The 11,893-nt window shown below is 34.8% G+C and carries 11 protein-coding genes; 3 read left to right on the plus strand and 8 right to left on the minus strand.

Translation table 11 applies throughout. The features are described from left to right. The coding region (locus RT405_RS07940; protein WP_313468991.1) for a protein O-GlcNAcase at positions 1-1,306 on the plus strand (1,306 nt) is incomplete at its 5' end. Beyond that, the gene (locus RT405_RS07945) at positions 1,303-3,207 is read left to right on the plus strand and encodes a beta-N-acetylhexosaminidase (RefSeq protein WP_313468992.1); all 1,905 of its coding nucleotides are present in this window, start codon (positions 1,303-1,305) and stop codon (positions 3,205-3,207) included. The genes RT405_RS07940 and RT405_RS07945, both read left to right, overlap by 4 nt. Before the next feature lie 94 nt (positions 3,208-3,301). Here the strand turns inward: RT405_RS07945 and RT405_RS07950 are convergent, their stop codons facing one another. From RT405_RS07950 to RT405_RS07985, 8 genes are all read right to left on the minus strand, one after another. Beyond that, positions 3,302-4,114 carry an ABC transporter permease gene (locus tag RT405_RS07950; RefSeq protein WP_313468993.1) on the minus strand — a complete coding sequence of 271 codons (813 nt, stop codon included), beginning with the start codon at positions 4,112-4,114 and terminating at the stop codon, positions 3,302-3,304. Further along, a complete protein-coding gene (locus RT405_RS07955) occupies positions 4,111-5,043 on the minus strand; it encodes an ATP-binding cassette domain-containing protein (RefSeq protein ID WP_313468994.1) in 933 nt (310 codons plus the stop codon). The genes RT405_RS07950 and RT405_RS07955 overlap by 4 nt, the downstream gene beginning before the upstream one ends. Positions 5,044-5,147: 104 nt before the next feature. Further along, positions 5,148-5,573, minus strand: coding sequence for a DUF2871 domain-containing protein (locus RT405_RS07960; protein ID WP_313468995.1), 426 nt, complete (start codon positions 5,571-5,573; stop codon positions 5,148-5,150). 341 nt (positions 5,574-5,914) lie between these two features. After that, positions 5,915-6,541, minus strand: coding sequence for a DUF624 domain-containing protein (locus RT405_RS07965; protein WP_313468996.1), 627 nt, complete (start codon positions 6,539-6,541; stop codon positions 5,915-5,917). Between the two features lie 72 nt (positions 6,542-6,613). Beyond that, positions 6,614-8,077, minus strand: a complete 1,464-nt coding sequence (locus RT405_RS07970; RefSeq protein ID WP_313468997.1) for an ABC transporter substrate-binding protein — start codon at positions 8,075-8,077, stop codon at positions 6,614-6,616. A gap of 20 nt (positions 8,078-8,097) precedes the next feature. Further along, a complete protein-coding gene (locus tag RT405_RS07975; RefSeq protein ID WP_313468998.1) occupies positions 8,098-9,027 on the minus strand; it encodes a carbohydrate ABC transporter permease in 930 nt (309 codons plus the stop codon). Positions 9,028-9,041: 14 nt separating this feature from the next. Beyond that, positions 9,042-9,980, minus strand: a complete 939-nt coding sequence (locus RT405_RS07980; RefSeq protein ID WP_313468999.1) for a sugar ABC transporter permease — start codon at positions 9,978-9,980, stop codon at positions 9,042-9,044. A 105-nt stretch (positions 9,981-10,085) separates the two neighbouring features. Next, a complete protein-coding gene (locus RT405_RS07985; protein ID WP_313469000.1) occupies positions 10,086-11,111 on the minus strand; it encodes a glycosyl hydrolase family 18 protein in 1,026 nt (341 codons plus the stop codon). Between the two features lie 172 nt (positions 11,112-11,283). Between RT405_RS07985 and RT405_RS07990 the strand changes: the two genes are divergently transcribed. Further along, on the plus strand, positions 11,284-11,893 hold a 610-nt coding region (locus RT405_RS07990; RefSeq protein WP_313469001.1), incomplete at its 3' end, for a hypothetical protein.

The raw sequence follows: 11,893 nt of genomic DNA on the forward strand, positions 1-11,893 counted from the left end.
GATTTCAATTTCCCATTCCGTTTCTTTTCAAGTTCGTGGTATTATTGAAGGCTTTTACGGCCTTCCTTGGCAACATGCTGATCGATTGGATGTCTTACATTATCTTGGGAAAAATCGGATGAATACGTATATGTATGCTCCAAAAGATGATGAATACCAACGCAATTTATGGCGCACATTATATCCCGAAAAAGAACTTGCACAATTTGAAGAATTAATTGAGACCGCTGAAAAAGAAATGATTGATTTTTATTATATGATCAGTCCAGGAAATGACATTGACTACACTCGACCAGAAGAAGTAGCGGTTTTGACTAACAAATTGCAGCAATTGATTGATATTGGAGTGAGAAATTTCGGCTTATTAATGGACGATATCGACTACTTGCTAAAAGGAAACGCTAAAAAGAAATTTGCTTCACCTGCCAGTGCTCATGCTTATTTGATTACCCAAGTTAATAACTTCTTAAAAAATCAGCTAGAAGACTACTGCTTTGTTGTCTGTCCGACAGAATACGATAATCACCAAGATTCTTCGTATTTGGAAATATTGAATGAAAAGATGCCTGACGATATTCCCTTATTCTGGACCGGCCCTTCAACTTTAGCTGCTCAAATCACTACTTCTGAGATAAAAACCATGGCTGCTGCCTATAACCGTCCAATGATTATTTGGGACAACATCCCGGTCAACGATTATCAGAAAGACTACGAATTGCTGTTTCTAAGCCCATACGAAAATCGTTCGCCGCTGTTGAATCAAGAACAATTCCAGGTTACAGGAATCGTCTCAAACCCAATGGCTCAATGGGAATTATCAAAATTGACTATTCATAATATGAGCCAATTTTTATGGAATTCTGCTGGCTATAAAACAGTAGATAGCTGGAATAAAACATTAGCGGAGTATCTTCCGGCTAAATATTACGCTGCTTTAAAAGTTTTTGCCCAGTTTAATCCTAATAAATACACAAGAGAAGTTCTGACACTTGAACAACAAAATGCCATCCGAGAAAAAGATTTCATTTTTATCACCAATCAATTAGAGCAACTGGTTGAAGCAAGTTGGCAATTATTAGAAGTTGAAGATACTGCTTTTCAGCAAACTATTGGTCCATGGTTGAAACGAACAAAAGAAGACTTGCTTTATTGGCAGACAATAATGGAAGGCGATCCTATTAAAATCCAAGCAGTAAAAACTAAATTGGCTGATATTCCCTATCGAATCGGAACGGACTTGCCTGCTGCGTTTGTTCGCTATTGGAAGCTTACCGAAAAATCAGTTCTAAAGGAGATAGTCAAATGATGTGGGAACTTGTTGAAGGTTCTAGCACTACTCTCAAAGCCGTTAAAATTGCAACAGCCTGGTTGGAGAACCATCACAATTTGAAACCGACCAAGATTTATTACCAAACCATTGTGGGAAATGAACTAGCCGTCCGCTACGATCAAGCAAGCGGTACTGCACACATTTCCGGCAGTATGGATGTTCATCTTTTTCGCGGGTTAGGACTGCTGCTAGAGATGCAGCAAGCAGGAATTTCTGAAAAACGAGAAACTATGCAGTTCAATCAGTTGGGTTTTATGCTGGAAGCTTCCAGAAATGCAGTTATGAACATAAAAAGTATCAAACAGTTTATTGTTATGCTGGCTCTAATGGGCTATACAGGGCTTTATCTATATATGGAAGATACCTATGAAATCAGCTCTCGTCCTTACTTTGGTTACTTGAGAGGTCGCTTTTCGCAAATAGAATTACAAGAAATCGACCAGTACGCTCAATTATTTGGAATCGAAGTGGTCCCCTGTATCCAAACGCTGGCCCACCTCTCACAGGCTTTAAAATGGGAAACAATGGCTGAAACAAGAGAAGATAAAGACACGTTATTAGTCGGTTCTGAAGCGACCTATGCTTTTATCTTAGACATGCTGGAAACTGTAAAAGCTACCTTCAGTTCAAATAAAGTCCATATTGGTTTGGATGAATCTTATGGAGTAGGTCTTGGGCAATATTTAAACCTCTTTCCTTATACAGAACGGTTCACTTTAATCAAAGCGCACTTGGAAGAAGTTGTTTCGTTGTGCCGGGAACTGGACTTGAAACCGCTTGTCTGGAGCGATTTTATCTACCACACTTTGGATAAAAAAGGTCTGTCGGGATACTACCCAGTAGAAGCGGAAATCAATAAGAAAAAAGCGGAGTCTATGCCAAAAGATGTCACCTATGTCTACTGGGATTATGGCGAATTTGATTCAGAAAAATATGAAAAACGAATCGAGAACCATCGCCTGTTTGCAGATGATGTAGTATTTGCTGGAGGAATTCATATCTATGGGGCCATTGCGCCTAATCATGGAAAATCTCTAAAAACACTGAATCCTGCTTTAATGACCTGTAAGAAAACCGGTGTGAAAAAAATTCTCGCTACGACATGGGGCGATAATGGACAAGAAACTTCTCATTGGAACGCTTTGCCGATTATGCAGTGGTATGCAGAACATGCCTATCATGAAGAAGTAACAGCAGAGCTAGCTGCTGATCGATTTGCCACATGTGTGCAACCTGGCTTATACGACAGTATGTTATCGCTTCGCTTCCTAGATGAAGTGCCTGGAGTGGAACCGCTGAATCATTATATGGCTAATCCATCTAAATTTCTGCTTTGGCAAGATCCTTTGTTGGGCCTTTTTGATGAACATGTCCATCAGTATCAAAAAGATGGAAACTTGGTACAGCATTATAAAGAAAGTAAAGAAGCTATTGCCTCTCATCTTTCTGAAACAATAGACGTTTTTCAGTTAAATTTACAGTTTTATCAAAGTTTAGCTGCCGTTTTGGAACTGAAAGCAACTTTCGGAATAGATTTACTCAGTGCTTATCAAGATAAGCAGATGGATTCTTTAAAAGAGCTTGTCGATAATCGGATTCCCGCTATCATTAATGCTGTTGAAACACTCCGAAACCGTCATTCTGCTATTTGGCTGGCTACTTATAAAGCTTTCGGCTGGGAAACATTAGATATTCGTTATGGTGGGCTACTCCAACGTTTAAAGACCGCTCACCAAAGAATTGGACACTATATAACTGGCGAAATCAACCAAATAGCAGAACTAGAAGAACAACGTCTGCCTTTTTTATCAGGAACTACCCCTTTGTCGATCAATGTACCAGACTATAATGATATTGCTTTTACTGGTTACCATTAAGTTTTCATTTAAAGTCAGCAGTGTTAGGAACTTTCAAACAAAAAGAAGCTATCAGTATAAAACTGACAGCTTCTTTTTGTTTAGATACAGCTTCTTATTTCCCAACAGCTGGTTTACGAGAAATTTTATTAAAATCAGCATGAACAAAAGAATTGGTAGCTAAGAATAAGAATAAGCCACCAAAAATAGCCATAACGATTCCGCTTATCCAAGGTGTTACGACAAATCCGTTAAAGTCAAAAGCCAGACCTAACTTTAACCACCCAGTTTGAGTCAAATCGCCTTTTTCCAACATAATCGTTCTAAAAAAGGCAGTTGTATAAGTCATCGGGTTAAAATACGAAACAAATTTCAGAACTTTAGGCAAAAAGTCGATTGGAATATAAGCTCCTGATAAAAAGGTAAACGGCAATACAACAGCTTGTTGTACGACTTGAAAAGTAGATGAACTTTTCACCATAGAGGCCAAAAACAACCCCAATCCCGAGAATACCAACCCAACTAACATCAATGCCAATAAGACATAGAAAATTGTTTGCCACTGTTCAAATCTTAACCCAGTAAAAAATCCAATAACTAAAATCAGAATCCCTTGAGTTGTTGCAATCGTAGCTGCTGAAAGGATTTGGCCTAGGGCGACTTGAAAGCGACTGGTCGGGCTGACTAAAATCTCTTTCATAAAGCCAGAGACTGTATCATCAATTGTTGATGTTGCAATATTTAAAGACGTTTGAAATACGGTCGCCACAATAATCCCGGCTAGAAAGAAATCTGTTTGATCTGTTTTGAATATTGAATTAAAAACATAGAGGAAGAAGAATGGAATAACAAGCGACGTAATGAGTTTTACTCGATCACGAACAAATCCTCGAATGTTCCTTAACCATAGTGCTGTGATAGTTCTCATTCTGAAGTCTCCTCTCTTATTTCTTTACCTGTAATCTCTAAAAAGACATCATTCAATGTTCCTTTTTTGATCTCTAGATCTTGAATTTCTTCTTTAAATGGTTGAATAAAATTCAAAAACGATTGAATATCGTCTACATCGACCTCCACATAAAAGGTTTCTTTTTCTTTTTGATAGCCTAAGTGCTGCTTTATTAATGCCTCTTCAAATTTTTCCGGCTGACTAACATGTAAAGTTGCTTTATCTTTTGTATAGTTTCGTTTTAAATTTTCGGGAGTATCATCTACCATGATTTTCCCATCATCCATAATTGCTACATGATCACAAACTTCAGCTTCATCCATATAATGAGTTGTTAGAAAGATGGTAATATTCTTTTCTTTTTGCAATTTGGTAATGTATTCCCACATCCGGTTGCGTGTCTGAGGGTCTAGACCTGTTGTAGGTTCATCTAAAAACAACACTTTGGGATAATGCAATAACGCACGAGCAATTTCAACCCGTCGTTTCATCCCGCCTGATAAGCTAGAAACATTTTTATCTTTCCAATCCAACAAGTCGACTAGGTCTAAGACAAAATAGATCCGTTCTTTCACTTCATCTTTAGGAATACCATAAAAAACACAATGCATATTTAAATTTTCAGAAACTGTCATTTTTTCATCTAAAGTTTGTGACTGGAAAACGACTCCAATGGCTTTGCGGACTGCATCTTTTTCTTTTGAGACATCTTTCCCATCGATCAGTAATGTTCCAGACGTTTTTTCCATCATTGTGCACAATGTATTGATCGTAGTACTTTTACCCGCTCCGTTTGGACCAAGAAAAGCAAAAATGCTGCCTTCTTCGACTTCAAATGAAACATCATTTACGGCTGTAAAATCGCCATATTTTTTAGTATAATTCTTCACTTCAATAATCGGCTTCATCCTCATTTTCCTTTCTTGACTCTCCTGACTCGTATCCTACTTCTTATAAAAAACAAGTGCATTTAAAAAGATACAAAATAATTTTCTTTAATCGACTAGGTTTATTAGGATTTTTGCTCATTTCCGATAAGTGTATACAGAAGAACAAACAATTGTATGATAGCTACGGTTAAGAGAATATGTGCTAAGCCGGCTACACCAGAAATAGCAGCATTTGCTCCTGAACTTAGGTCTGTTCCTAAAACCGTTGTAACGCCTCTAATTGTCAACATCAGTAAAGTCGACAATAACCCTACATTATAAATCATGTAGAAAGGCTTAAATTTTTTGTTTTGTGTAATATGAAATGCTTTTTCAAACAGCATCAAAATCAAAAATGTAAACATTCCTAACATTAAAGCATGCGTGTGAAGCACGCTCAGCGACGTCCATTCTGTAAAATTATAGATATTAGTAAATTCTCTGTAAAATAAACCAGCTGCTAAGCCAAAAACAGCATAAAAAAGACTGGTATTTAATAATCGTTTCATTTGGTTTCCTCCTCGTAGAAATTAAAAATAGATAACATTAGTTGAAGGGATTCTATTAAAAAGTACCTCTGTTCTCTCTTTTTTAATAGAATCTCTCCCAAAGTTACACATGTGTAACTTTATAAAATTAGTATACCTGTGGATAGATTTGTTGTCAAGAAAGTGGAATTAATTAACTAAAAATAATTTTGTTTCTTTGAAAAACTCTAATAGGCCAACAAAAACACCCACCTATTTATAAATAGATGAGTGCTTTATATGATAATTAATTCTCTCTCTAGTGATTCAATTTATCAATCTAATTTTTTTACTAGAACTTTACATATTGCTAAACTAAAAAATCATTGAAGATTAAGCTGTCTATTTCCTACTCTTTTTTCTGCCTTACGGAAAACATATCGGCAACATTGAGTCGTATACAATTGCCATAAAACGGCTGTTCCGAAAATTATTAAAGAAGACACTTCTAAATTTAAATACCATAATAAAATCAACCCAAACAATTGAAGAATCATTATCTTAATATCAAGCAAGGCAAATGAAATAGATTGCTTGATATAGCTGAAACAAGTTCCTTCGTAATTTGCAATTACTGGGAATAAATAGCAAATCGAAACTACCCACAAGAGAAAAGCAAATAACAGCATATAAGAAATAATCATAAAATAAAAACTATGAAGCTGAACAGCTAATCTGAAGTTCACAGTAATAATGAAGAACATAGGCAAGTAAAAGGCAGTCAATTGGCTTCCTAGTTTAAAATTATCTTTATATTCACTCCACATTACCTTCCAGATAGGCTCTTTTTCGTTTCCATTTAACCACATTCGGACTAGACGTGCTAAAGCAATAGTAGCCGGGAAAAACCCTAAAATACCTCCACCTAGGAGAAACAGCAGAACCCATACTAAATTAGCTTTCACAACTCGATAAACCCATTCTGAACCTGTCACAATAATTTTTCCCATTTTACTATGCTCCTTTTACAACTTTTAAGTGTTCACGTGTACTTTTTTCTTTAGTAGATAGAAAATAATTATCTATTTTACTTCTTTTTGCCAATCTGTATATTGTTTTTGTATTTCATCAATAGCTTTTTGTAATCCTGCTTTTTCTAGTTTCTCATTCATTGCTTTTAATTTTTCTTTTGGTTCTACTGTTCCTGTGTGAAGGCTTGGTAGGTATTGATCCATTACGCTTTGGATACTTGCTAATTCTGTTCTGATTGGTTTAGTATCAACCGCAAATCCTAGAGCAGGCGATTCGATAGATTCATCAATAAATGTTGCCCTTTCCTCTTCTTGTTCAGGTGTTAATAATTCAGGTATTTTTTGTAAATTGAAATCTGTAAATTCCCATCCACCCATTGTGTAATCTGCTTTTCTATCAAGGAAAGTGATTGATCCATCTTCATTATCTTCATAATGAACGCTTTCAATTCCATTGGCTAAAATATTTGCAAATTTTTCATCCGTATTAACTAAGTTTATTACTTCCATTGCTTTTTCCGGATGTTTACTATTTGCTGAAACAGCTTGCAAAGCTACTGTAGCTGATGATGTTGTCTTTATACCTTTATCCGTTAATCTCTTACTGACGACAGGGAATCCAGTTAGGGCTTCGATTCCAGAAGTTCCATCATAGCCAGAAGTTTGTTGTCTTACTAACCAATTTTTGTTGTCTTTTTTCAAAGCAAAGGGATCATCAACAGCTGTTGCTGCATCTTTCATAATATAACCTGCTTTGTAATAATCATGCATAGTTTCCAAATTTTTAATCATTTCAGGTGATTCGTAAACATTCACTATCTTATCCGTCTCTCCTTCCAACGGAATACCAAAAGGTAAAGCAGAACCTAAAATTTGATCAAAATTTACTTTTAGACGGTACCCGCCATTGATAGCAAATGGGGTGATAGCAGGTTCTTGTTCATGAAATTTCTTAAGTACAGGTTCTAAATCTTGTACTTTTTGGACATTTTCAATATCCAAGTCATATTCGTTTACGAAATCTTCTGGCATAACCCAATATTCAGCTGAAGCAATTGCTCCATTAATAGGGAAAGCCATTAATTTCCCATCAATTGAAGCTCCTTTAATGTATCCATCAGCTAATCCGTCTGCAGCTCCTTTTAAGGTAGTATCTAAATAATCTGTTAAATCTAAGTAAGCACCTTTATTTGCATTTGAAACATAATTCGTTACAAAGGCAATGTCATATGGTTCTCCAGATGACATAATAATTTGCATTTTTTTCTCATAGTCTCCAAAACCAATCATTTTTATATCTATTTCTGCTTTTATCTTTTCACGTAGATAATCATTGGCTTCATCCATTACCATTTGATGATCCTTACTTTCATCACCTGCCATATACCAAGTGATTTTGGTGATTCCGTCTTCACTCTTTGCTTCTGTATCTTTTTTGTTCCCACATCCTGTCGCTAAGGCTAAGATCGCAACCATACTTGTCAACACTAAGGCTAATTTTTTTTTCTTCTTCATTTTCTGTTCCTCCTAAATGTTTATTCTTTTACTCCGCCAATAGTTAACCCTTCTACAAAATAACGTTGAAAAAATGGATAAGTCATGGCAATTGGTAAGACTGAAATGACGACCATTGCCATACGAGTAGATTCTTGCGGTAAGCTTGTATTAACTGTAGAAGCCATAGTTGCACTCATCTCTGCATTTGTTGAAATAAATTCCATGGTATTTTGAATTTTCATTAACAAAAATTGTAAAGGAACTAGATTTGCACTATCAATATACAACAACGCGTTAAACCAGTCATTCCAATACCCTAATGTTGAAAACAACCCAATAGTCGCCAGTCCAGGAAGGGCTAACGGTAAAACAATACTTAAAAAGACTCTAATTTCTGATGCGCCATCAATTTTTGCTGATTCAATTATCGAATCTGGTACGGATCTTTTGAAAAAGGTTCGCATAACAATAACATAAAAAGGACTGAGGCACATTGGCAAGATTAATGCCCAGATAGTATCTTTCAAATGTAACAGTTGGGTCATCACGATGTAGCCAGGAACAAGTCCCCCGCTAAATAACATAGTGAACAAAATAATAAAAGTAAAAAATTTACGGTATTTGAAGTTGCTTCTTGATAAGGCATATGCATAAGTTGATGTCATAAAGATGGTCAACAATGTCCCTACGACTGTGACGAATAAAGAAATACCAATTGAATGCAGTAATTGTTCTTTCATTTGAAATAAATATCGAAATCCTTCTAAACTCCACGCTTCTGGAATCAAAGAATACCCATTTTGTGTTAGAGATAATTCACTTGATAACGAGAGGATAATGACAAAAATAAAAGGAAAGATACAACTGATAACAAAGAGGCCTAAAAGAACTGCAAACAAGATTTCTACAGGCTTAGAAAAACTATTTAACTGTTTCGCCTGATATTTAACCTTTTTATTTTTTTTCAAATTACACCCTCCTTTTAAAATAACGCAGAATCCTTGTCAATTCTTCTAGCAAATAAATTTGTTAAAATGACCAACACAAAACCCACAACAGACTGATAAAGTCCAGCAGCAGTTGTCATACCTAAATCACCGTTATTTGTAAGCCCACGGTAAATATACGTATCTAAAACATTAGTAACATCATTTAAAGCTCCTGAGTTTCTTGTAACCTGATAGAACAAACCAAAATCAGAACGTATAATACTTCCAATAGACAAGATTAACATAATAGATACCAATGGCATCAATAATGGAATTGTAACTTTGGTAATTTGTTTGAATTTTGAAGCTCCATCAATCATTGCTGCTTCATAATAAGAACGATCGATTCCCATAATTGAAGCATAGTAGATAATACTGTTGTAGCCTAAACTTTTCCAAACTCCTAAAAATATAATAATTACTGGCCAAAATTTTGGCTCACTATACCAGCTGATTGGATCTTGTCCGAATGCTTGCAGTACTCCATTAATCATTCCTTTATCTGAACTTAGAAAGGCATAAACAAAGTAACTAATTACAACCCATGATAAGAAATACGGAAACAGCATTCCTGTTTGGTAAATCTTCACAAGATATTTCTGGGTCAATTCACTCATAATAATTGCAACCAAAACGGACATGACTAAACCTAAAATAAGTCCGGTTAAATTATACGCAACCGTATTACGTGTAATAACCCAAGCATCAGAAGTACTGAATAAAAACTTGAAGTTCTCTAGTCCTACCCATTCACTGGTTAAGATACTGTCAAAAAAACCATTTCCCGAAATCCTAAAGTCTTTAAAAGCAATAATTGTACCAATCATTGGAATATAGGAAAAAATAACCAACCAAATTGTCCCTGGCAGAACCATCAGCAATAATGCTTTATTTTTTTTAAAGTCTTTTATTTCTTTTCTTATTTTTTCCATTTGTACTCCTCCTTCCATCTGTTTTATATAGTTAGTTTATCAAGATAGCGCTTTCTTTTTAATGATAAAATTATAGTACTTTTTTAATTTATTATTGTTTTAACTTTATTCCTTAGCTTTTTCAACAATTGCTTTAACTAATTCTCCACTTCTATCAAGAGAATGCTCCCAATACATTATCCCTCTAAGATTCTTTTCTTTAACATACTGTACCTTTTCTTGAAGAGAGTAAGGATTTTCGAAGGAAATAAATGTTTTTCCATCAAAGTAATAGGGACTTTTAGCAACTTTATCGACAAATACACTATCTGGATACTTTTTAATCAATTCTTGAATTTCATTATGATCAAGTGCTTTACATCCGGTCTTTTCGGCATATTGCATCAAACCATTATTTTTATTAGAGGTAACGCCTTCCCAGACTCTGCCATAAAAAGCTGCCCCAATGACGAGTTTATTCGCTGGGATTCCTTTGCTCATTAAATAGTCAACAGATTCTGATGCGCTCAACTTCTCTTGCTGATCATAAGGATATAAATTAGCGTGATGACCCGTTACATTGGTAAAACTTCCTCTCATATCATAAGTCATGATATTAATGTAATCTATATATTCAGCATATTCGTGTCCATTTTTTGTAGCAGTCGTTTCTAATAATTCGAAAGAAGCTCCAACAGCTATTGTCAGTAAGTACTTTTTTTTGTTTTTTTCTTCTAGTTTATCTAATTCGTTTCGCAACTCTTCTAACAACAATAACAGATTTTCAGCATCTTCATTTCGCGCAGCAATTCCTGCTAAATCAACTTTAGGATATTCCCAGTCTAAATCTATACCATCAAAATCATATTTTTCAATATATTTTAGCACACTCTCTATTAAAATCATTCGACTCTTTTCTGTAAGCACAGCATCTGAAAACCCATCAGCACTCCATCCTCCGACACTAATACAACTTTTTAAACGAGGAGCTTTTTTCTTTAATTGATTAATTAAGTTAATTTTTTTTAATGATCGCTGAATCTTTCCATCAACGATATCTGCAAAAGCATAGTTAATACAAGATAAATTTTCTGCATCAATGTCTTCTTTTGTCCACTCTCTATTATCATCGAGATATGCAATAATTTCCATTCTCCATCATCCTTTCTTTTATGTTATCATTTTATCGAATTACCTATTATTCTACGATGAACTTTTTATTGGCCTTTTTTAAAGAATTATAGAACGTTTTTATACTCTTAGTTTCTCATGCTATACTGGTATTTGAAATAGATACAAACAGATTAATATAAGGTGGGTAATTATGCTCAAAAGCACATTAAAGAAATACAAGGAGACATATCAAAAAAAATATCTTCTTCAAAGGATTTTATTAACCTATTCATTCTCTGTTATTTTTTTCGCATTGATTCTTTTTGTAATTAGCGCAGCCTCCTATATGAATTCTGTTAAACGAAACACTCAACATAACTTAACTCAAACATACGATCGGGTAACGCGATTAGTAGAAGATAAAGAACGTATATCTGATAACTTTGCAAATTACTTATATTCTAATACAGAAGCTCTCGAAGATATTATCAGTTATTTTTCAGATGATTATTCTAACTACATTGAAAAAAAGCTAAATCGTTATTACTTATCTGACAGTGTCTCAGGGATAGATTTTAAATCGGCTTCTAAAATTTTTTTCTCAAATGATTTTTCTTATCAATTTAGTGAGATAGCAGCCATGGAAGACTCAGCAAATAAATATGTAAGCGATTATCCTGGTTTTAATGATTCGATTTTTACACTCTCTAATCCTTTAAACTTCACAAAAAATGATCGTCAGATTGGTACAATCAACAACTACTACAGCTTTAGTGATTTTGAGCGGATTGCGTCTCAAGATACTGACGCTTTTATCTTGG

Source organism: Carnobacterium sp. (genome assembly GCF_032094055.1).
Classification (GTDB): Bacteria; Bacillota; Bacilli; order Lactobacillales; family Carnobacteriaceae; genus Carnobacterium_A.

What these genes read in the sequence shown, in the direction of transcription:
- RT405_RS07945 (WP_313468992.1), top strand. Translation starts at nt 1,303, where the DNA reads ATGATGTGGGAACTTGTTGAAGGTTCTAGCACTACTCTCAAAGCCGTT.
- RT405_RS07950 (WP_313468993.1), bottom strand. Translation starts at nt 4,114, where the DNA reads ATGAGAACTATCACAGCACTATGGTTAAGGAACATTCGAGGATTTGTT.
- RT405_RS07955 (WP_313468994.1), bottom strand. Translation starts at nt 5,043, where the DNA reads ATGAAGCCGATTATTGAAGTGAAGAATTATACTAAAAAATATGGCGAT.
- RT405_RS07960 (WP_313468995.1), bottom strand. Translation starts at nt 5,573, where the DNA reads ATGAAACGATTATTAAATACCAGTCTTTTTTATGCTGTTTTTGGCTTA.
- RT405_RS07965 (WP_313468996.1), bottom strand. Translation starts at nt 6,541, where the DNA reads ATGGGAAAAATTATTGTGACAGGTTCAGAATGGGTTTATCGAGTTGTG.
- RT405_RS07970 (WP_313468997.1), bottom strand. Translation starts at nt 8,077, where the DNA reads ATGAAGAAGAAAAAAAAATTAGCCTTAGTGTTGACAAGTATGGTTGCG.
- RT405_RS07980 (WP_313468999.1), bottom strand. Translation starts at nt 9,980, where the DNA reads ATGGAAAAAATAAGAAAAGAAATAAAAGACTTTAAAAAAAATAAAGCA.
- RT405_RS07985 (WP_313469000.1), bottom strand. Translation starts at nt 11,111, where the DNA reads ATGGAAATTATTGCATATCTCGATGATAATAGAGAGTGGACAAAAGAA.